The organism is Actinomadura montaniterrae (assembly GCF_008923365.1).
In the GTDB taxonomy this organism is placed as follows: Bacteria; Actinomycetota; Actinomycetes; order Streptosporangiales; family Streptosporangiaceae; genus Spirillospora; species Spirillospora montaniterrae.
The window spans coordinates 1-21304 of the sequence record NZ_WBMR01000159.1 but is presented as its reverse complement, the minus strand read 5'-3'; the positions used below and the strand labels follow the sequence as shown (position 1 = coordinate 21304).

Here is a 21304-nt window from a genome sequence, read left to right as displayed (position 1 = left end):
CCCCGGCCCGTCCCCGGGCGCGGCGGGGTCAGGCGTGAATGGGTCCATCTGTTCGTTCCAGTCCTCGAGGTAGGTACCGGACGTGCGCGCCCAGCGTACCCGCGGGTCGCGGACGCGCGTTCCGGTGGGTCTTCCGGTGGTTCACGGACGCCCTGACGGCACGGGCACCGCGAACACCATCACACATCGGTGACGGAACGGCTACCTGACGTAACGATCGGGTCGGCGGGCGGGTCACACTTCGCGGGTAACGGATCGTGAAACCTTGCGGAAGCCCGGAAGCGGGGCGTAACCATGACTGTGACGACGTCGTCACGCAAGGTGAATGGCAAGAAATGACCAGGGCGCTCCGCCCCCGACGAGATGGAGCAGACTTTGATCAGGACAGCCCTCAAGACCGGTGCGGTCGTCGCGACCCTCGCGGGGACGGCCTTCGCCGCCGCTCCGGCCAACGCCGACACCTACAACCACAACACCGCCGTGGGCAACACGACGAACGTCATGATCGTCGGCGGCTACGGCGTGACCTGCGGCTCGGTCTCCGTCGGAAGCCAGTCCGGCACGGGCTGCAACGGCAACCACGTGTACAACGGGCACAACCACAGCGGCACCGGCGGCTGGATCGGGCACCGCTGGTGACGAGGTGACGCCACCGCGGGCCCGCCCGGCGGCCCGGGGCCGGACCCTGCCCGGCCGCCCCTAGGGGCGATTCCCGCGGCGCCTTCGCCCCACCGCAACTCCGTCCCCGCGGTGGGGCGAAGGGATCGTCCGTCACGCGACGCGCCCGGATTCGGTGACTCTCCGAATCCGGGCGCTCGTCACATTCCGTGCACATCTGCCGGTGGCGGCTAGTCGTGGGCGAGGGACTCCACGATCGACGCCCGGGCCGCGCGGCGCGCCGGCAGCACCGCGGCGAGCACGCCGGCGGCGCCCGCCAGCAGCACGAACCCGGTCACCTGGAGGTAGGGCAGCGAGAAGATCGCGTCGTCCTCCATCGCGTTGGTCGCCGCCCAGCCGAACGCCACCCCGAGCACGACCCCGGTGAACGCCCCGATCACCGCCATGACCAGCGCCTCCACCGACAGCATCCGGCGCAGCTGCCGGCGGGTGAGGCCGAGGGCGCGCAGCAGCGCCGACTCGCGGGTCCGCTCCACCACCGACAGCGTGAGCGTGTTGGCGATGCCGAACAGCGCGATGACGATCGCCAGCCCGAGCAGCCCGCCGAAGATCATCAGCATCATGTCGATGGCGTCGCTCACGCTCTTCTCGAACTCGGCGGACGAGTACACCTTCGCGGCCGGGTAGGGGCGCGCCGCCGTCTCGACGGCCTTGCGCGCGGCGTCGGGCGGCACCCCGTCCCGGTCCTTGATGTAGATCGCCGAGTCGTCGGGCGCGGCGAAGTAGCGGGTGAAGTCCGCCTCGGGGACGATCAGCGCCCCGAGCGTGGTGGCCGGCGTGCTGAACACGGCGGCGATCTTCACGGGGGCGGTGCCGTGCGCCGTCCTGACCTGGACGGTCTGCCCGACGCTCATGCCGTGCCGCTCCGCGACGCCCTTCTCCACGACCCCGGTCCCCGGCTTCAGCCCGCCCGAGGTCAGCGCGGACGCCGACCCGTGTACGAGCTTCGGCTTGAGGACGCCGCCGAGCGCCGAACCGGTCAAGCTCGCCACGTTGGTCTGCTTGCCGTCGACCTTGGCGTCCTTGGCCAGCAGCTCGAAGACGTCGGAGAACTCGGGCCGCTTCTTGAGCGCCTCGGTGAGCCCCTGCGGCGCCCGGCCGCCGCCGTCGCCGGTCCGCGCCTGCACCTGGAACTCGGCCGGGTACTGCTCGGCCAGCTTCTCCGCCGACGTCGCCTTGCTGCTGGCCGCGACGACGGCGAACAGGCTCATCAGCCCGATCCCGACGGTCAGCGCGATCGTCGTGGTCGCGGTGCGGCGCGGGGACCGGCGCGCGTTCGCCACCGCGAGCCGTCCCGGAACCCCGCCGAGACGCGCCGGGACGGCCCCGGCGAGCCGGCCGAGCGGACGCACCAGGGCGGGCATCGCGGTCACCACGGCGAGGAAGAACACGGCCCCCGCGAGCGCGACCGTGTACATCGCGACCTGGCCCTTCGCCATCGTCAGCGACCCCATGACGCCGAGCCCGAGCCCGGCCGCGCCGAGCAGGACGGCCACCGCCGTCCGGACCGCGCCGAGCCGGAACCGCCCGCCGCCCGGCTCCGTTTCCGAGCGCAGCGCCGCGACGGGCGCGATCCGCGTCGCCGCCCGCGCCGGCAGCAGCGCGGACAGCACCGTCACGACCACGCCCACCGCCAGGCCGATCGCGATCGTCCGCGCGGACAGGGCGAGCCCGTCCATCCGCACCTCGTCGGTCAGCCGCGTCATGACGGCGACCGCCCCCGCGCCGAGCCCGGCCCCGGCGACGATGCCGAGCACCGACCCCACCAGCCCGACGGCGAACGCCTCGGTGACCACCCCGCCGAACACCTGCCGGCGGGTCGCGCCGACGCAGCGCAGCAGCGCCATCTCCCGCATCCGCTGCGCGATCAGGATCGAGAACGTGTTGTAGATGACCAGCGCCGAGACCAGCATCGCGACCAGCCCGAAGATCAGCAGCCCGGCCTGGATGATCTCCGTGTCGGCGCCCGCCGCGTCGGCGAGCCGCTTGCCCAGCTCCTTTCCGGTGTAGACCTCGTACCCGCCGCCGACCGCCGCCTTCACGGCCGTCTTGCTGCCGCCCAGGATGTCGATCTCCTGGTACTTCTTCGCGCCCGTCATCGCCAGCGCTGTCGCGCCGTCGAAGCCGACGCCGCCCCGGTAGCCCGCCTCCTCGTCGATGCCGAAATCGACCAGGCCGACGACGGTGAAGCGGTGCGGGCGGTTCGCGTGGTCCAGGACCGTGACCGTGTCGCCGACCTTGTAGCCGGACCGATCCGCGAGGTCCTTGCCCAGCACCGCCTCGGACGCGCCCGACGGCGTCCGGCCCTCGGTGACGTCGTAGCGCAGCAGCCTCCCGGACGGCACCGACACCCCGACGGTCGGGAGGTCGCCGACCGTCTTGCCGTCCTTGCCGACCAGCGCCGCGTCCCCGCGCACCGTGCCCAGCGCCTGCGTCACGCCGGGCACCGCCTTGACGCGGTCGAGGACGTCGAGCGGGATGCCGGGTTCGTCCTTCGGGCCGGTGTCCTTCGCCGCGTCGGGCTGGACCGCGACGTCGACCTTGTCGGCCGACCTCGCGAACGTCCGCGCGACGCCCTGGTTCATCGTGTCGGTCAGCACGAACGTGCCCGAGATGAAGCCCACGCCGAGGGTGATGGCCACCGCCGTCAGCAGCAGGCGCAGCTTGTGGGCCCGCAGGCCCGCCAGCGTCGTCCTCAACATCGGGTCAGGCCCCCAGGCTCTTCAGCCGGTCCAGCACCGCGTCCGGCGTCGGCTGGACGATCTCGCTGACGATCTCGCCGTCGCGCAGGAACACCACCCGGTCGGCGTAGGACGCCGCGACCGGGTCGTGCGTCACCATCACGATCGTCTGGCCCATCTCGCGGACCGACGCGCGCAGGAACCCGAGCACCTCCGCGCCCGCCCGCGAGTCCAGGTTGCCGGTCGGCTCGTCCGCGAAGATCACGTCGGGGCGGGCGACGAGCGCCCGCGCGCACGCGACGCGCTGCTGCTGGCCGCCGGACAGCTCGCTCGGCCGGTGCCCGAGCCGGTCCCGCAGCCGCACCACGTCCACGACCTGGTCGAACCAGGCCCGGTCCGGCTTGCGGCCGGCCAGTTCCAGCGGCAGCAGGATGTTCTGCTCGGCGGTGAGCGTCGGCAGCAGGTTGAACGCCTGGAACACGAACCCGACCCGGTCGCGGCGCAGCAGCGTCAGCTGCCGGTCGCCCATCCCGGTGATCTCCGCGTCGCCGAGCACGATCCGCCCGGAGGTGACCGTGTCCAGCCCGGCCAGGCAGTGCATCAGCGTCGACTTCCCGGACCCGGACGGGCCCATGATCGCGGTGAACGCGCCGCGCGCGAACCCGACGCTGACCTCGTGCAGCGCCCGCACGGCCGCGTCGCCCGACCCGTACACCTTGGACACCCCGGCGGCGGCGACCGCCGGCGGCGCGGCGGCTCCGGGCGCTCCCCCGGACGGGCTGGTGAACGTGCTGGTCACGGTGACTCCTTCGGATCGGACGGACGAGGCGGATACGACCGTGATCAACGCTAGGAATCCGCGGCGCCGCCGCCATCGGCCTTGCGGCTCCGCTCCGGGTCAGCTTTCCGGCTGCGCCGGCGCGCGGCGTACGACCTGAGACGTACGAACCCGTCCCCCCTGCCACCGACCCGCCCCGGCCGCCCCTCGATACATCGACCCTTTGACCAGCGCATTCAGCTGGCCGGGACGCGGTGGCCGCAGACGTGAAGGCGCCGGAGGCCCCCATGGGACCTCCGGCGCCTCGGTGCCGGGCCGTTACGCGCCCGGCGCGGCCGATCAGCCGTTGTGGACGGACGCGCCGCCCTTGCAGCCCGCGCCCGCGATGCCGACGATGGCGACGGCGTTGCCGCAGACGTCGATCGGGATCGAGATCGGAGCGTTGATCTGGTTACCACCCAGGATGGAGAAGTTGCCGCTGGTGTGGTTGCCGTTGAACTGGCCGTGGCCGTGGCCCTTGCCGTGGCCGTGGTCCCAGCCGCCGGCGTACGCGGGCGCAGCGGCCAGGACCGAACCGGCCACCGCGAAGCCGAGGATGCCGGTGGCGGCGAGCTTCTTGAACACGAGAGTCCTCCCGTACCGGGCCGAGGGCCCGAAGCGAATATTTCCGAAGCCGCCCTAAGAGGGCGTCGCGTACGGTAGTTACCCAGCTACTCTCCGGTAAGCCAATAGAGCGGCCCAGCATGACGGCAAATAGTCGCCAACGAGTAATCATGACGTTACAAACTGTAACCGATATGCCCGCTTCGCCAGGCCTGTCGCATGGGCGAGCGCGGCCTCCCGCGCCCTTCTCGCGTCGCCGGCCACCGCGAACGCGCCGGAAGTCCCGAGGGACCCCCGGCGCTTCGCCGCCGGACCGCATCGCGCCCGGCGCGGCGGATCAGCCGTTGTGGACGGACGCGCCGCCCTTGCAGTGCGCGGCCGCGATGCCGAGAAGGGCGCCGACCGCGTTGCCGCAGACGTCGACCGGAACCGAGATCGGGACGTTGACCTGGTTGCCGCCCAGGATCGAGAAGTTCCCGCTGGTGTGGTTGCCGTTGAACTGGCCACCGTGGCCGTGGCCGTGGCCCTTGCCGTGGCCGTGGTCCCAGCCGCCGGCGTACGCGGGCGCCGCGCCCAGGGCCGAACCGGCCACCGCGCACCCGAGGATGCCGGTGACGACGAGCTTCTTGAACACGAGAGTCCTCCCGTACCGGGCCGACGGCCCGAAGCGAATGTTTCCGAAGCCGCCCTAAGAGGGCGTCGCGTACGGTAGTTACCCCGCTACTTTCAGGTATGAGGCTGGTAGATCTCAGCGGGACGGCAATTCGTCACCACCAGATGATCATGGACCTACCAAGCGTCGCCGCCTTGCCCGCTTTTCACCAATCCGGTCTCGTAGGCGAACACGACCGCCTGCACCCGGTCCCGCAACCCGAGCTTCATCAAGATCCGGCCCATGTGCGTCTTCACCGTGGCCTCCGAGACGAACAGCCGGCCCGCGATCTCCGCGTTCGACATCCCCCGCGCCACCAGCCGCAGCACCTCGCCCTCCCGCTCGGTGAGGCTCTCCAGCGCGCCGCTCGCCTTCTCCTCGGTGTCCGGCAGGTGCAGGGCGAACCGGTCGAGCAGCCGCTTGGTGGTGCTCGGCGCCACCACCGCGTCCCCCGAGTGCACCGCCTTGATCGCCTCGATCAGCTGCGCCGGCCCCGCGTCCTTCAGCAGGAACCCGCCCGCCCCCGCCTTGATCGCCGCGAACGCGTACTCGTCCAGGTCGAACGTCGTCAGGATGATCACCTTCGGCCCGTCACCGCCGGGCCCGCCCCCCTCGCCCGACACCACCCGCCGCGTCGCCTCGATGCCGTCCATCCGCGGCATCCGGACGTCCATCAGCACCACGTCCGCCGCCGTCGTCCGCAGCAGGTCGAGCGCCTGCTGCCCGTCCCCCGCCTCGCCGACCACCTCGATGTCGGGCTGCGCGTCCAGCACCATCGTGAACCCGGCCCGCACCAGCTCCTGATCGTCCACCAGGACGACCCGGATCGGCCCGGCGTCCATCTCGTCGTCCATCTCCATCACGCCTCTCCTCATAGCGGACTCAGTCCCGCAGCACCCCACCCCCCCCCCCCCCCTCCTACGCTCCCACCCCACTCCCCCTGGGCCCCGCTCGCCCTGGGGCCCAGGGCACCCTGCGCCGCGCGGCGCCGCACCACCAGACCACCGCATCGCAACCACCGCACCACCAGACCACCGGACCACCGGACCACCGCACCGCCCGACCGCCCGACCACCGCACCGCCCGACCGCCGGACCACCGCACCGCCCGACCGCCCGACCACCGCACCGCCGCACCGCCGGACCGCCCGACCGCCCCACCGCCCGACGCCCGAGGCCCCACCTCCGGATGGGGTCATGCGGGCTCGTCGGTCGGGATCCGTGCGACCACCTCGAAGCCCCCACCGGGGCACGGCTGCGCGCACACGATGCCGCCGTACACCGCCGCGCGCTCCCGCATCCCCGCGAGCCCGTGACCGCGTCCGTCGTCGGCCGCCGCGCCCCGCCCGTCGTCGTGTACCTGCACCTCGACCGCGTCCCCCGCGTACCGGAGCCGGACTGTGGCCGCCACCCGCGGCCCGCCGTGCTTGAGGGTGTTGGTCAGCGCCTCCTGCACGATCCGGAACACCGTCAGCTGCCGGCCCTCCGACATGTCCGGAGGCGAACCGGCGACCTCGTACGTCACCGGCAGCCCCGAGGAGCGCACCTGCTCGACCAGGTCGTCCAGCTGCGCGACACCGGGCTGCGGCGCGTACGCCCCCGCGTCGTCGCTCTCCCGCAGCACCCCGAGCAGGCGCCGCATCTCCGCCAGCGCGGTCCGGCCCGTCCGCGAGATCGTCTCCAGCGCCTGCCGGGCCCGCCCCACGTCCGTGTCGATCGCGAACGACGCGCCGTCCGCCTGCACCACGATCACGCTGACGTTGTGCGCCACCACGTCGTGCAGCTCCCGGGCGATCCGGGCCCGCTCCGCCGCCATCGCCATCTTCACCTCGGCGTCGCGCTCCCGCTCCAGCCGCGCCGCCCGCTCCTCCAGCGAGCTGAGGTAGGCGCGGCGCGTCCGGATGTGCAGCCCGAGGATCCACACGCCCGCGACCAGCACCGACAGCATCAGCAGTGTCGACCGCTGGTCGTCCGGGCCGGACGCGTACCGCAGCGCCGCCATCACGGCGCCGAGTTCGGCCGTCAGCACCGCCGCCAGCCCCCAGCGGAACGAGAAGCCCGCCGCGACGGTGTACAGGCCCATCAGCACGGCCATGTTCGCCGGGATCGGCACGACACCGGCGACGCACTGGACGCAGCAGATCAGCGCCACCACGGCGAACACCGTCCGCGGGAACGTCCGCCGCAACACCAGCGGCGCGACGAGCCCGGCCGTCAGCGCCAGGTACTCGAGCCTCGGGACGGCCTGCGCGTCGCCCAGCCACGCCGGCAGGGACAGCAGCACCACGGGGGTCGCGAAAAAGGCGTCGACCAGCGGTTTCCTGCCGCGCAGCCAGTCCCAGAACGTCCCCACCATGCGCACAGCGTACGTACGGGCAGGTCAGCCCGGGATCAGCCGCAGGTCGGACCGTTGTCCGCCGCAGGGATGGTCCCGCCGCCTCCGCACGGTAACGTCACGGTCGTGGCGGCGTTGGTTACCGAGTGGCTGACATGGCGCACCGCGATGGAGCGGGCACTGTACGGGGAAGGCGGCTTCTACCGGCGGGGAGAGCGCCCCGCCGAGCATTTCCGCACCTCGGTGCACGCGTCGCCGCGCTTCGCCACCGCCATCGCCCAGCTTCTGGTCGACGTCGACGCGGCCCTCGGGCACCCCGACCGGCTCGACCTGGTCGACATCGGTGCCGGCTCGGGCCGCCTGCTCGGCAACATCATGGCGAGTCTCCCGTCCGGCATCACCTCCCGCCTCGCGCCCACCGCCGTGGAGATAGCACCACGCCCCTCCGACATTCCGGCGTCCGTCACCTGGCGCGCCGACCTCCCCGACCGCATCACCGGCCTCGCCGTGGCCAACGAGTGGCTCGACAACGTCCCCCTCGACGTCGTCGAGCACACCCCGGACGGCGTCCGGACCGTGCTGGTCGACCCGGCCAGCGGCAGCGAGCGCCCCGGCGCCGAGCCGTCCGCCGAGGACCGCGACTGGCTGGACCGCTGGTGGCCCCTCCACGAGCCCGGCGACCGCGCCGAGATCGGCCACCCGCGCTGCGCCGCCTGGGCGTCGGTGATCGGACGCCTCGACCGCGGCCTCGCGATAGCGGTGGACTACTCGCACGCCCGCGACTCGCGCCCCCCGTACGGCACCCTCACCGGCTACCGCGACGGCGCCACCGTCCCGGCCGTCCCGGACGGCTCCTGCGACGTGACGGCGCACGTCGCCCTCGACGCCTGCACCACCGCGGGCGAGCGCGCCGGCGCCACGTCCACGCTGCTCACCACCCAGCGCGCCGCACTCCTCGCCCTGGGCCTGTCCGGCGCCCGCCCGCCCCTGGCTATGGCCCACAGCGACCCGCGCGGATACGTCACGGCCCTCTGCCGCGCCGGCGAGGACGCCGAACTGACCGACCCGTCCGGCCTGGGCGGCTTCGGCTGGCTCGCCCAAACCGTCGACATCCCCCTCCCCCCGTCCCTGGTCCAACCGCCCACCTCCTGACCCAACCACTCGCCCCTGCCCGAACCGCTCGCCCCTGACGCAACCGCTCACCCCTGACGCAACCGCCCACCCTCTGCCTCAAACGCCCGCCCTCTGATCTGCGAGCACGCCTGCCGGCTCGGCGGGCGGTTACGGAGCGGGGGCGGTCAGCACTCGACGTGCAGGGATCGGAGGCCGCGCAGGACGAAGCCGGGCTTCCATTCCGGCGCGGAGACCGGGCGGAGGCCCGGGGCCAGCCGGAGGAGGGCCGACAGCGATTCGGCCAGCTCGATCCGGGCCAGCGGGGCGCCGAGGCAGTAGTGGATGCCGAGGCCGAACGTGATGTGCGGGTTCGGGTCACGGGCGAGGTCGAGCCGGTCGGGGTCGTCGAAAACAGCCGGGTCCCGGTTGGCGGAGGCGAACTGCAGCGCCACCTCGGCCCCGCGCGGGATATCGACGCCCGCCACGGTGATGTCCTCCAGCACCCACCGTTCGAACATCGGCGCAGGAGTGTCGTACCGCAGCAGTTCCTCGACGGCCGTAGGGACGAGGGACGCGTCTCCACGCAGCCGCTCGAGTTCGGCGGGGTTGCGGAACAGCGCCCACCACCCGTTGCCGGTCGCGTTGACCGTCGCCTCGTGGCCGGCGTTGAGCAGCAGGACGCAGGTGCCGATCAGCTCGTCCTCGGTCAGCCGGTCCCCCTCGTCGACGACCTGGGCGAGCGCGCTGATCAGGTCGTCGCGCGGCTCCCGGCGCCGCGACCGGGCCAGCTCCCGCAGGTAGTCGGAGAACTCCACGGCGGCCCGGACGGCCGTCCGCTGCACCTCCTCCGGCGGGTTCAGCTCGTACATGCCGCAGATGTCGGCGGACCAGGGGCGCAGCAGCGGCCGGTCCGCGGCGGGCACGCCGAGCATCTCGGCGATGACGTTGACCGGCAGCGGCTCGGCGACCTCGGCGAGCAGGTCGCCGCCGCCCTTGGCGGCGAGCGTCCCGGCCAGTTCGGCGGCCAGGCGCCGGATCGTCGGCCGCAGCCCTTCGACCATCCGCGCGGTGAACGCCTTGGACACCAGCCGCCGCAGCCGCGTGTGGGTGGGCGGCTCGACGTCGAGCATCCCGGCCCTGATCAGGTCCCAGAACGGCTTGAGGAACTCGGCCTCCGGCTGCTGCCCGAACTCCTCGTGCCCGGCGACGTGCAGGTAGGACCGTCCGAGCCGCCGGTCGCGCAGCAGCGCGTCGACGTCCTCGTACCGGCTGATCACCCACTGCCCGGTCGGCTCGTGGAAGAACACCGGCCGTTCCTCCCGCAGCCGCGCGAACGCCGGATACGGATCCGCCACGAACTCCGCCGCCCACGGCTGGTACCCCAAATCGCTCATCCACTGACAATACGGCGAGCGGAACGGGATCAGGGCGGCGGAACGAGGTCAGGGCGAGCGCAGGTGCGCGAGGCTCTCCGGGCCGAGGTGACGGGCCAGCACGCCGAGGGCGTCCGTCACCTCCGCGAGGTGCTCACGCCCGCCGAGGGCCGCGGCGAGGGCGGCGTCGATGGTGGTGGCGCGCACCTCGGCCACGCGTTCGGACACCTCGTCGGCCTTGCGGACCAGGGAGCGGCGGCGGTCGTCCGGGTCGGGGGCGGTGACCACCGACCCGGTCTTCCTGAGCCGCGCGACGGCCGTGGAGACCTGGCTCTGCGGCAGCCCGGTCCGCTCGGCGATCTCCCCGATGGCGCTGTCCGGATGGCCGACGATGTCGCTCAGCACGATCAGCACCGCGCGGGTGCCGCCCGCCGGACCGCCGCGGGGCGCGGGCATGGCCTCCTCGCCGATCTTCATCAGCGTCCGTCCCAGCAGGAACAGCTCGACTCCGTTCACACCTCCCAACTTACATCTGGACAGATGCATCTATTTAGATGTATCTGTTGAGATGTGTTCACCGACCGCCGGTGAACGCCCGAGCTGGAGGACGAGGGATGAACGCGACCAAGACCGCGATGCTGCAGGTGCCCGGCGCCGAGGTGTACTACGAGGTCCGCGGGGACGGGCCGCTGATGGTCATCGGCCAGAGCGGCGAGGGGGACGCGCGCCGGACCGCCGACCTCGTCGACCGGCTCGCCGAGCACTACACGATGGTCACCTACGACCGCCGGGGCCTGTCCCGGACGAAGGTGGACGACCCGTCGGTCCCGGTGACGCCCGCCATGCACGCCGAGGACGTCCACCACCTGCTCTCCGCCCTGACCGACGAACCCGCCCTCATGCTCGGCTGCAGCCTCGGCGCTCTATATGGCCTGCACCTGGCCGCCGCGCACCCCGGCCGACTCGCCGCCCTCATCGCCCACGACCCCGCCACCCCCGGCCTGCTGAACGCTCGCGACCGCGCCGACATCGAACGCCGGCTCGGCGAGATCGAGAACGCGTACCGGGCGGACGGCTGGCGGGCCGCCGTGCCGCTGGCCGCCGCGCTCACTGGTCTCGACCCGGCCCGGATCGAGACCGAGGCGGGGGTCATCGCCGCTCCGATGACCGAGGAGCGGGCCGCCAACTTCGGCTACTACCTGGCCAACGACATCCCGCAGTGCCGCGTGGACACGCTGGGCGCGGCCGAGGTCCGCGCCGCATCGGCCCACACCCGGATCATCCCCGCCGCCGGTAAGGACTCCAAGAACGCCTGGAACCACCAGTGCGCCGTGGAGCTGGCTGCCCTCCTCGGGCGCCCGGTCGAGGAGTTCCCGGGCGGCCACAACGGCAACACCTCGTTCCCCACCGGCTTCGCCGCGCGCGTCCACGAACTCTTCACGCTGACCTCCTGATCCGTCGGCCGACTCCGTCCCCCGGACGAAGAGCCGCCCCCATCGCCCGAGGGCGGGACGGCCATGACCCATGCTCGACGGTGCCGAACGGTCAGGAAAGGCGAACGTGATTCTGTGGATAAACCCGGTTCAGTCGGCGTCCAGCGGGAGGAGCACGCGGAAGGTCGCGCCTTCGCCCGGGGTGGAGTCGACCTCGACCGACCCCTCGTGCGCGGCGACGAGCGCGGCGACGATGGCGAGGCCGAGGCCCGTCCCGGTACGGCCGTCCTCGCGGGAGCGCGACGCGTCGGCCCGGTAGAACCGCTCGAAGACGCGTTCGGCCTGGTCAGGCGAGAGGCCGGGGCCTTCGTCGGCCACCTCCAGCGCGGCCGCGGGCGCACCGCGCAGGGTGCCCGGCAGCAGGCGCACCTCCACCGGCGTACCCGGCGGCGTGTGCGCGACCGCGTTCGTCAGCAGGTTCCCGAGGACCTGCCGCAGGCGCGGTTCGTCCCCGCGCACCTGGTAGGCCAGGCCGCCCTCGACCGACAGCTCGATCGGACGGTCCGGCGCGACGACCCGGGCCTCCTGCACCGAGTCGGCGGCGACGGCGAGCAGGTCGACGGGGCGCCGCTCGATGGGCCGCTGCCGGTCGAGCCGGGCGAGCAGCAGCAGGTCCTCGACGAGCAGGCCCATCCGCCCGGCGGTCTCCTCGATGCGGCCGATCATCCGGCCGATCTCCTCGGGGGTGCGGGCGGCGCCCTGCCGGTAGAACTCGGCGAAACCGCGGATCGCGGTCAGCGGGGTGCGCAGCTCGTGGCTGGCGTCGGCGACGAAGCGGCGCATCCGCTCCTCGGATTGGCGGGCGGTCTCCTCCGAGCGCCGCGCCGCCGCCTCCGACTCCGCGCGCGCGCCGAACGCGGCCTCGATCTGCGCGAGCATCGCGTTCAGGGACCGTCCGAGACGTCCCATCTCGGTGCGCGGGTCGGCCTCCGGGACGCGCCGGGACAGGTCGCCGGCCGCGATCGCGCCGGCGGTCTCCTCCACCTCGGCGAGCGGCCGGAGGCTGGCGCGCACCACCCACACCCCGAGGACGACCAGCACCGCGAGCACCAGCAGCCCGACGATCACGTCGATGGCGATGAGCCGGTTCACGGTCCGCTGGATCTCCGCCATGCTGACCGCGATCAGGACGGTGGCGCCGGTGCCCGGGATCGGCTCGGCGAGCACCCGCCATTTCGCGCTCGACCCGCCCGTCCCGGACACGGTGAACGGCCGGTCGATCCGGGCGGCGTAGTCGGCGGGGAACTTGGGGTAGCCGCGCTCGCCCACCGCGAGGTTCTGCCCGAGGAGGCGGCCGTTGGCGTCGCGGACCTGCGCGTACATCTCGCTGGGCACCCGGACGTTGAGGTTGTAGTGGCCCTGCACCTGCTCGGTCGCCTGGATCATCACGTGCCCGACGGAGGAGCGCAGCTGGTCGTCGGCGCGTCCGACGAGGTACTGCCGCAGCACGGACGCGCCGGCCGCGCTCATCACCGTCATCCCGAGGGTGACCAGGACGAGCATGCCGGCGATCAGCTTCATCTGCAGCGGTGACCGCGCCCACAGGCCCCGTAGCCAGGAGGTCGTCCGCGACCGCCGCGTCCCGTTTCCTCCGGCTCCGCCCGCGGCGTAGGCACCGCCCGCACGGTAGGCGCCGTCCGCACCGTAAGCGCCGCCCGCGCGCGCGACGTGCAGGCCGCCCGTCGGGTAAGGGTCGCCGAGCGTTTCCCCCGCCGGTTCCGGACCGCCGGCGGGCTCGCCGCCGGACGTCTCGAACCGCCGGTCACCAGGTGCTCGCCCTGCGGAGTGCGCGCCGTTCGCCATGCCGCCGGACGTCTCCCCCGCGGCAGGCTGATCGCGGGGGGTCGCAGGTTGCGCGCCGCCCGCCGCACCTTCGCCGCCCGCCGGGCCTTCGGCGGGCGCCGAGCCCGCGGAGTGCGCGCCGGCGGCAGGTCCGCTGGCGGACGGCTCAGCGGCGACCGGCTGGTCATTAGGCGAGCCCGCCGGTTGCGCGTCGCCCGCAGCCCGGCCGTGGTCGTCCGGCATCGCGGGCCGCGCACCGGTGGCGGGGCCGAACGGGAGGGGCGTGGTGGGGCCGGGGACGCGGGGTTCCATCAGGCCGGGGGCTCTCGCAGGACGTAGCCGACGCCCCGCAGCGTGTGGATGAGGCGCGGCTCGGCGTTGTCGACCTTGCGGCGCAGCGCCGACACGTAGGACTCGACGATGCCCGCGTCGCCGCGGAAGTCGTAGTTCCACACGTGGTCGAGGATCTGCGCCTTGGACAGGACGCGCCCGGCGTTCGCCATGAAGTAGCGGAGCAGCTTGAACTCGGTCGGCGAGAGCTGGACGGCCTTGCCGCCGCGCCAGACCTCGTGGCTGTCCTCGTCCAGCTCGACGTCGGCGAACACCATCCGGGGCGGGGGTTCGGCGACGCCGCCGCGGAAGCGGCGCAGCACGGCGCGGATGCGGGCGATGACCTCCTCCAGGCTGAACGGCTTGGTGACGTAGTCGTCGCCGCCGATCGTCAGGCCCTTGATGCGGTCCTGGACCGCGTCGCGCGCGGTGAGGAACAGCACGGGCGTGTGGTCGCCGCCGGACCGCAGCCGCCGCGCGACGTCGAACCCGTCGATGTCGGGCAGCATCACGTCGAGGACGATCAGGTCGGGGCGGTGCCGGCGCGCGGACTGGACGGCGTCGGCGCCGTTGGTCGCGGTGAGCACCTCGAAGCCGGTGAAGCGCAGGCTGCCGGCCAGCAGCTCCAGGATGTTCGGCTCGTCCTCGACGACGAGCAGCGTCGCCTCGGGCGCCCGCACGCCTGCGTTCGCGTTCGCGTTCGCCGTCCGTTCAACCACTGACACGCTCTCCCTCCACGGTCGCCTTCGAGGTTCCCACCTGAACCTGAATGTCCCCTGAAGGTGAGCCGAGCATTCCCTCACCCGCGGTCCCGGGCCTCCGCCTCGACGGCGCGGATCAGCATGTCGAGCTCGGTGGCGAACACCTCGGCGGTGGTGATCTCGCGGAGGTGGGGTGCGGCGGCGCTCAGCCGGGGCAGTCCTTCGCGGTCCTCCGCGCGCGCGCCGAGGCTGGCGTTGCGGTGCCGGTCGATGGGGTCTCCGTGGGCCTCGCGGTGCATGCGGCCGAGGACGAGGTCAATGAAGACGAGGTAGTAGCGGACGGCGGCGCGCTCGTCCAGGCCCGCGTCGGCGAGGGTCGCGAGGATCGTCTCGACGAGCCGGAGGGCACCGGGGCCGTGGTTCCCGCGGGTGACGAGGGCGTCGATGGTGCCGGGGTAGGCGCCGAGCTCGCGGCGCATGCCGCCGGCGATGCGGCGGAGGCGGTCCGGCCAGGGGCCCGTGCCGAGATCGGGCGGGACGACGTCGTGCGCGGCGATCGCGTCCATGACGAGCGCGACGAGTTCGTCCTTGCCGGAGACGTGCCGGTAGAGGGCCATGCGGGAGACGCCGAGGTCGGCGGCGAGGGCGCGGATGGTGAGGGCGTCGAGGCCGTCGCGGCGGGTGATCTCGAGTGCGGCGGCGACGATCTGCGCGCGGCTGATGCTGCCCCAGGGGCGCCGCTCGCGCGCCGGCGGCGCGGCAGGCGGCGCGGCAGGCGGCGCGGCAGGCGGCTGGTCGGGGCCGGTCGCGGACATGCGAAGAACCGTAGCCGACCATCTTGCGGACTGCTGTCCGCAAGATTTAGGTTCGCCTTACCTAACTTCGACGCGGAAGGCGGACGCGATGCCCGGAGGACCGGAGCAGGACGGGCCGGAACGGAACAGATCGGAACGGAGCGGGATGGTCGCGGCGCTGCTCGCCGCGGCGTTCCCCGCGAGCCTCGCGCAGACGATCGTCATCGCCGCGCTCCCCGTGCTGCGGGACGAGCTGGACGTCCCCGCCGCGCAGGTCACCTGGACGCTGACGGCGTTCATGCTGGCCGGGGCGGTGGTCACGCCGATCGCGGGACGGCTCGGCGACCTGTACGGGCACCGCCGGGTCCTGGTGGCGTGCCTGCTGCTGTTCACCGCCGGGACGGTCGCCGCGGGCCTCGCCGCGTCCGCGCACTCGTTCGGGTGGCTGGTGGCGGGACGAGCCGTCCAGGGGACGGGGTCGGGGGCGTTCCCGCTGGCGCTCGGGATCGCCCGCTCGGCGCTGCCCCCGCACCGGCTGAAGGGGGTGGTCGCGCTGGTCAGCGCCGTGTTCGGGATCGGCGGGTCGGCCGGCATGGTGGTCGCCGGGCCGCTCGTGGACGCGGCCGGGACGCCGTGGCTGTTCTGGGCGACGCTGGTCCTCGCGGCGGGCGCGCTGGCCCTGGCGACCCGGCTTCCGGTGACGCGTCCGGGCGGCGGTTCCGGGCGGATCGACCCGGTCGGCGCGGTCCTGCTGTCGGCGACGCTGGTCTGCCTGCTGCTGGCGATCAGCCAGGGGCGCGCGTGGGGCTGGGGGTCGGCGCGGGTCGCCGGGCTGTTCGCCGGTGCGGCCGTGGCGCTGGCCGCCTTCGTCGCGGCGGAGCTGCGCGTCCGCGCGCCGCTGGTCGACCTGCGGCTGCTGCGCGGGCGCGGTCCGGTCACCACCACGCTGGCCACCCTGGTCGTGTGCGTGGCGATGTTCGGGTCGATCACGCTGATCCCGCAGTTCGTCCAGGCGCCGCGGGCGTCCGGCTACGGGTTCGGGCTGTCCGCGTCGGCGGCCGGGCTGCTGATGGTGCCGATGGCGGTGCTGATGCTGCTCGCCGGCCCGGCGGCGCCCCGGATCGCCCGCCGCGCCGGGTCCCGCGTCCCGTTCCAGGCCGGGGCGGTGTGCGCGGTCGCCGCGTTCGCCCTGCTCGCCTGGGCGCACGGCGCGCTGTGGGAGGTGTACGCCGCGTGCGCGGTCATCGGGGTCGGCTACGGGCTGGCGTTCGCGGCGATCGGGAACCTCGTCGTCGAGAACGCCCCGCCGGGGCAGACGGGGGTCGCAACGGGCGTCAACACGATCGTGCGGACGGTCGGGGCCGCGGTCGGCGCGCAGGCCGTCACCGCGATCCTCGCCGCGCGCACCGCGCCCGCCGCGAAGCTCCCGCCGGAATCGGGCTACACGGGGGCGTTCGCGGTGCTCGCCGCCGTCGCGGTGGTCGCGCTGGGCGTGGCCGCCGCGATCCCGCGCGCCCCCGAGGCCGCGCGGGATCCTCGGGAAGAGCGGGGGCTGGATTCAGGGAACGTTCAGGTACGTGCGCTTGAGTAGACGGCACAGGGCGCGCCCCGGTCCGGACAGGGACCGGATCCCCGCGCCCTGGCCACTCCTCCTCGCCACCGCGGCCGAGAGGGCGACACGCCGCACGCCCTCTCGGCCGCGGTTTTTTTGACGCCGGCCTTATCCAGCACACTTTCAGGTCGGATCCAGGTGGGTTCCAGACCCTCGGCGCAGATTCGTATGCGACGGCAAGACGAGGGAGTTCACATGGACGCCGGCAGGTTCGAGGAGCCACAGCAGCACGGTTGGGATCGGCACGTCGCGGGATCCGAGCGGCACGCGGCACCCGAGCAGCCCGCGGCAGCGGGACACCCCGGAGGACCCGAGCGGCCCGATTTCACACCGCCCGGACAGCCGCATACGCAGCCGCCCGGACAGCCGCACACTCAGCCGCATGCACAACCACACGCGCAGCCGCAGGGTGAGACGCACGGGCAGCAGCCGCTCGGTTCGTGGCAGGAGCCCGGAGGCTGGGCCGCGACGCCCGCCGCCGCAGCCGCGGGCGCCGGCGCGGGTGCGGGTGCGGGTGCGGGTGCGGGTGCGGGTGCGGCAGGGCCGCCGCACTGGGGCGTGCCCCCGTCCGAGGCGAACGAGCCGTTCCGCCGGGGCCCGATGTGGACGGCCCGGCAGAAGATCGCGGCGCTGGTCGCGGGGGCCGCGCTGGCGGTCGGCGCGGGCGGTGCGGGCGCGGCCCTGGCGGTGGCGTTCACCGACCACGGCACCGTCTACTCCAGCCCGGTCGCGGTGTCCGGCGCGTCCAGCAAGGCGAGCACGACCGCGCAGGTCGCGGCCGCCGTGCAGCCGAGCGTCGTGTCGATCACGAGCCGGTCGCAGATGAGCGAGAGCGAGGGGTCGGGGGTGATCCTGCGCTCGGACGGCGTCATCATGACGAACGCGCACGTCGTCTCGGACGGCGGGCAGCTCTCGGTGAAGTTCAGCAACGGCAAGACGGCGAACGCCACGCTGCTCGGCGCCGACACCGCGAACGACATCGCGGTGATCAAGGCGCAGGGCGTGTCCGGGCTGAAGCCGGCGACGCTCGGCGACAGCGGCAAGCTCGCGGTCGGCGACTCGGTCCTCGCGGTCGGGAACCCGCTCGGGCTGAGCGGGTCGGTGACGTCCGGGATCGTCAGCGCGCTCGGACGCCAGGTCCAGGAGGGCGACTCCGGCGGCGGCCAGCAGGACCTGCCGCCCGGCCTGCAGGGACGGCTGTCCCAGCAGCAGCAGGCCGTCATCGAGAACGCGATCCAGACCGACGCGGCGATCAACCCCGGCAACTCGGGCGGCGCGCTGGTGAACAGCGCCGGCCAGGTGATCGGGATCAACACCGCGATCGCCACGTCCGGCAGCAGCTCGGGCAACATCGGCGTCGGCTTCGCGATCCCGATCGACCAGGCGAAGAAGTCCGCCGACAAGATCATCGCGAGCGCGTCGGCCTAGGGGCTCACCGGGGAGCGCCGTCCCGTCCATGCTCTGGGGGGAGCGGGCGGGCGGGCGGCGGCCCCGGTGTGCGGGGCCGTTCCCAGGCCGGGCCGGGTACTGGGGACGGCTCCGGCATGGGAGAGCGGCCGCGTGACCTACCTGTGGGTCACGCGGCCGTTCCCATGCACGGGGGCCCTGGCGGGACGGAACGTCAGCTGGACGGGATGCGGATCGCCGGACGGCGCCCGGACGTCGCCTTCGCCAGCATCTTCCGCGTCGTGCGGAGGTAGTACTCGCGGGGCAGCGTCCGGACGCGCACCGGAAGCCGCGGGTACACCACCGACAGCGCCCCCATCAGCAGCCGGAACCGCAGCGCGCGCGCCCGGGTCCACTTCCAGCCGTACTGCTCGCGGATCGGCGCCGGCATCAGGCCCGCGGTGATCAGCCGGATCGCCGCCAGCCCGGGCGCGTTCAGCGGCCCGCCCGGCAACCGGGGGTTGAGCACCTGGTCGGCGATCGCCCGGGACGCGTCGCTGATCTCCAGGCTGTTGAGCATGCCGGCGTAGTACACGCGGAAGTCCCGGTACGTCGCGGGCAGCCGGTCCTCGGGGCAGCCGAGGATCGTGGCGTAGACCTTGGTCTGGCCGTAGAACTCCGCCAGCTCGTCCTCGGTGAACGTGCGGCGGAACAGCAGCTGGTAGAACTGCGCGGCGACGGCGAACAGCGTGGCCGCGACCCACACCTGCAGCTCCGGGTCGTTCGCCCGGTAGCCGGGACCGGTGACCTGGTCGTGTCCCCGGGTGACGAGGGCGCTGAAGGTCTCCGCCTCCTCCCGCGTCCCGAACTGCACCGCGTACAGCCAGCCCATGGTGTTGCGCAGCCGCCGCAGCGGGTCCTCGGCGGTGTAGCTGTGGTCGTACACGCCCTGCGCGACCTGGGGGTGCGCGGTCTGCAGCAGCGACGCGGCCCCGCCCGCCGCGATGAGCGCGCCCTCCCGGGTGATGTGGCGGATCAGGTCGTCGTCGGAGAACAGTCCTTCGGTCATGGCGATCAGTGTAAGTAAGCACTTGCAGGACATGCACCCCCGGGGCGGCGGAAAACCGGACGACATGATCGTCCGCGGCCGGGGATAATCGAGGCATGCCCGACGACATCCACGTCCGCGGCTCGGTCTCCATCCCGGAGTCCGAGCTCGGCTGGCGCTTCTCCCGCTCCTCGGGACCCGGCGGGCAGCACGTCAACACCAGCGCGACCGCCGCCGAGCTGTCCTTCGACGTCGCCGCGTCCCCGTCCCTGCCCGAGCCGCTCAAGGCGCGCGCGCTGGAGCGGCTGTCCGGACGGCTCGTCCGCGGCGTCCTGACGATCCGCGCCGAGGAGTACCGCTCCCAGATGCGCAACCGCGACGCCGCCCGGGCCCGGCTCGGCGCGCTGCTGGCCGAGGCCACGGCGCCGCCGCCGAAGAAGCGCGTCCCCAAGAAGGTCCCGCGCGGGATCAACGAGCGGCGCCTGGAGAACAAGAAGCGCCGCTCCGACATCAAGCGCCAGCGCTCCCGCCGCTGGGACTGAGCGGCCCCACCCCTCCCCGGCGCCTCTGGGCAGATTGCCGGAAATAAGCCATTTAGCCGCAATGCCGGAACGGCATCCGCGGTGATCGGCTGCGGAAACCCGGCGACGCCGAAAGCGACGGCAAACTCGGCCCGGCGGGCCCGAATCCGCCGATGTTTGTTTCTCCGGCCTGACGGAATGACCTGCGCGGTTCCCGCGGCGAACGCCCCGGGACCGCGCCGCGGGCGCACGCACGCCCGCGGCCAGCAGATCACCCAGAAACGGAGCAAAATAGAATGAGATGGACTATCGCGGGTCCGGCCGGCGTCGTCGCCGTGCTGGCCGGGCTCGCCCCCTTCGCATCCGCGGGACAGGCGTCGGCGCAGGACGGCAGCGCGTCCGGGCACGGGCACCGCACCCACGTCGTGCGTCCGGGACACTCGATCCAGGCGGCCGTCGACCGGGCCAGGCCCGGCGACACCATCCGGCTCCTCCGCGGCACCTACGACGGGGGCGTCCTGGTCACGAAGCGCCTCACCATCCGCGGCGAAGGCGACAAGACCGTGCTGCGGCCCGGCGGCACCGACCACTGCGCCACCGTCAAATGGGCCAGCACCGGCATCTGCGTCGTCGGCCGCCCCGGCCATCCCGTCAAGGGCGTCACGATCAAAGCACTGACCGTGCGGAAATTCGCGAAGAACGGCATATTCGGCCACTTCACCGACCGCCTCACCGTCGAACACGTCCTGGCCGCCGGAAACGGCGAATATGGAATCTCGGAATTCAACTCCACCCGCGGGCGGTTCGCGCACGACTGGGCCCTCGACAACGGTGACGAGGCAGGCTTCTACGTCGGCGACATCGCCAACGCGCACGGCACGGTCGTCACCGGCAACCGCTCCTCCGGAAACGCCATCGGCCTGCTCGTCCGGCACGCCCGCAACGTCAGGGCCTGGGGCAACGACCTCGTCGGGAACTGCGTCGGCGTCGCCCTCGTCGACGACAGCCAGAAGGGCGGCCAGGGCAACACCAACGTCTGGAAGAACAACGTCTCGAAGAACAACCGGCAATGCGCCGCGCACGAGGAGGTCCCGCCGCTCGGCGGCACCGGCGTGCTGTTCTTCGGCGGCGACCACAACGTCGTCCAGAAGAACGTCGTCAAGGACAACCGGGGGACGCTCCCGTACTCCGGCGGCATCGTGCTCTTCCGCGGGACGCCGCCGCTGAACCGGCCCGCCCGCGACAACCTCGTCCAGCTCAACGTCGTCCGCGGCAACGCGCCGTTCGACCTGGTCGACAACAGCGGCAGCAAGACCAACCGGTTCCGCCGCAACCTCTGCCGCACGTCCAACCCGGCCGGCCTGTGCTGACCTGACCTTTCACCCCGCGCCGCGAACCGGCCGCACCGGCCGCCCTCGGCCGGTG

Annotated in this window: 19 protein-coding genes; 7 read left to right on the top strand and 12 right to left on the bottom strand. The window is 73.2% G+C overall.

Going from position 1 to position 21304, the window contains the following annotated elements; all coding sequences use genetic code 11:
* The first annotated feature begins 375 nt into the window (after window positions 1–375).
* Complete coding sequence (locus tag F9B16_RS36345) at window positions 376–639, top strand: hypothetical protein (protein ID WP_151544755.1); 264 nt, start codon at window positions 376–378, stop codon at window positions 637–639.
* Between the two features lie 209 nt (window positions 640–848).
* On the opposite strand, the gene F9B16_RS36340 is transcribed toward F9B16_RS36345, so the two are convergent.
* From F9B16_RS36340 to F9B16_RS36315, 6 genes are all read right to left on the bottom strand, one after another.
* On the bottom strand, window positions 849–3380 hold the full coding sequence (locus F9B16_RS36340; RefSeq protein ID WP_151544754.1) for an ABC transporter permease: 2532 nt from the start codon (window positions 3378–3380) through the stop codon (window positions 849–851).
* Window positions 3381–3384: 4 nt separating this feature from the next.
* Window positions 3385–4158 carry an ABC transporter ATP-binding protein gene (locus tag F9B16_RS36335; RefSeq protein ID WP_151544753.1) on the bottom strand — a complete coding sequence of 258 codons (774 nt, stop codon included), beginning with the start codon at window positions 4156–4158 and terminating at the stop codon, window positions 3385–3387.
* A 318-nt stretch (window positions 4159–4476) separates the two neighbouring features.
* On the bottom strand, window positions 4477–4761 hold the full coding sequence (locus tag F9B16_RS36330) for a chaplin family protein (protein ID WP_151544752.1): 285 nt from the start codon (window positions 4759–4761) through the stop codon (window positions 4477–4479).
* Window positions 4762–5077: 316 nt separating this feature from the next.
* Window positions 5078–5374, bottom strand: a complete 297-nt coding sequence (locus F9B16_RS36325; protein WP_151544751.1) for a chaplin family protein — start codon at window positions 5372–5374, stop codon at window positions 5078–5080.
* 155 nt (window positions 5375–5529) lie between these two features.
* Complete coding sequence (locus F9B16_RS36320) at window positions 5530–6252, bottom strand: response regulator transcription factor (RefSeq protein WP_225992246.1); 723 nt, start codon at window positions 6250–6252, stop codon at window positions 5530–5532.
* A 334-nt stretch (window positions 6253–6586) separates the two neighbouring features.
* On the bottom strand, window positions 6587–7747 hold the full coding sequence (locus F9B16_RS36315; protein WP_151544750.1) for a sensor histidine kinase: 1161 nt from the start codon (window positions 7745–7747) through the stop codon (window positions 6587–6589).
* Window positions 7748–7852: 105 nt separating this feature from the next.
* On the opposite strand from F9B16_RS36315, the gene F9B16_RS36310 reads away from it, so the two are divergent.
* Entirely contained in the window at window positions 7853–8878 is a 1026-nt protein-coding gene (locus F9B16_RS36310; RefSeq protein ID WP_318839278.1) for an SAM-dependent methyltransferase, read from the top strand.
* A 146-nt stretch (window positions 8879–9024) separates the two neighbouring features.
* Here F9B16_RS36310 and F9B16_RS36305 read toward each other — a convergent pair whose 3' ends face one another.
* Entirely contained in the window at window positions 9025–10233 is a 1209-nt protein-coding gene (locus F9B16_RS36305) for a cytochrome P450 (RefSeq protein ID WP_151544749.1), read from the bottom strand.
* A gap of 48 nt (window positions 10234–10281) precedes the next feature.
* Window positions 10282–10728: a MarR family transcriptional regulator gene (locus F9B16_RS36300; RefSeq protein ID WP_151544748.1), complete on the bottom strand. Its 447-nt coding sequence runs from the start codon at window positions 10726–10728 to the stop codon at window positions 10282–10284.
* A gap of 98 nt (window positions 10729–10826) precedes the next feature.
* Here F9B16_RS36300 and F9B16_RS36295 point away from each other — a divergent pair, with 98 nt between their 5' ends.
* On the top strand, window positions 10827–11666 hold the full coding sequence (locus tag F9B16_RS36295; protein WP_225992245.1) for an alpha/beta fold hydrolase: 840 nt from the start codon (window positions 10827–10829) through the stop codon (window positions 11664–11666).
* Between the two features lie 129 nt (window positions 11667–11795).
* Here F9B16_RS36295 and F9B16_RS36290 read toward each other — a convergent pair whose 3' ends face one another.
* The 3 genes from F9B16_RS36290 to F9B16_RS36280 form a co-directional block, all read right to left on the bottom strand.
* Window positions 11796–13799, bottom strand: coding sequence for a sensor histidine kinase (locus F9B16_RS36290; RefSeq protein ID WP_225992244.1), 2004 nt, complete (start codon window positions 13797–13799; stop codon window positions 11796–11798).
* Window positions 13799–14536 (bottom strand): response regulator transcription factor, encoded by a 738-nt coding sequence (locus tag F9B16_RS36285; RefSeq protein WP_208273572.1) that lies wholly within the window; start codon window positions 14534–14536, stop codon window positions 13799–13801. Before F9B16_RS36285 ends, F9B16_RS36290 begins: the two co-directional genes overlap by 1 nt.
* An 80-nt stretch (window positions 14537–14616) precedes the next feature.
* Window positions 14617–15333, bottom strand: a complete 717-nt coding sequence (locus F9B16_RS36280; RefSeq protein ID WP_151544747.1) for a TetR/AcrR family transcriptional regulator — start codon at window positions 15331–15333, stop codon at window positions 14617–14619.
* An 88-nt stretch (window positions 15334–15421) separates the two neighbouring features.
* Between F9B16_RS36280 and F9B16_RS36275 the strand changes: the two genes are divergently transcribed.
* On the top strand, window positions 15422–16903 hold the full coding sequence (locus tag F9B16_RS36275; RefSeq protein WP_192809162.1) for an MFS transporter: 1482 nt from the start codon (window positions 15422–15424) through the stop codon (window positions 16901–16903).
* Window positions 16904–17482: 579 nt separating this feature from the next.
* Window positions 17483–18352, top strand: a complete 870-nt coding sequence (locus tag F9B16_RS36270) for a S1C family serine protease (protein ID WP_225992243.1) — start codon at window positions 17483–17485, stop codon at window positions 18350–18352.
* A 193-nt stretch (window positions 18353–18545) separates the two neighbouring features.
* Here F9B16_RS36270 and F9B16_RS36265 read toward each other — a convergent pair whose 3' ends face one another.
* Window positions 18546–19379 carry an oxygenase MpaB family protein gene (locus F9B16_RS36265; RefSeq protein WP_151544745.1) on the bottom strand — a complete coding sequence of 278 codons (834 nt, stop codon included), beginning with the start codon at window positions 19377–19379 and terminating at the stop codon, window positions 18546–18548.
* A 95-nt stretch (window positions 19380–19474) separates the two neighbouring features.
* Between F9B16_RS36265 and arfB the strand changes: the two genes are divergently transcribed.
* On the top strand, window positions 19475–19900 hold the full coding sequence (gene arfB, locus F9B16_RS36260; RefSeq protein WP_151544744.1) for an alternative ribosome rescue aminoacyl-tRNA hydrolase ArfB: 426 nt from the start codon (window positions 19475–19477) through the stop codon (window positions 19898–19900).
* A gap of 275 nt (window positions 19901–20175) precedes the next feature.
* Entirely contained in the window at window positions 20176–21249 is a 1074-nt protein-coding gene (locus F9B16_RS36255; protein WP_151544743.1) for a right-handed parallel beta-helix repeat-containing protein, read from the top strand.
* Window positions 21250–21304 lie beyond the last annotated feature (55 nt).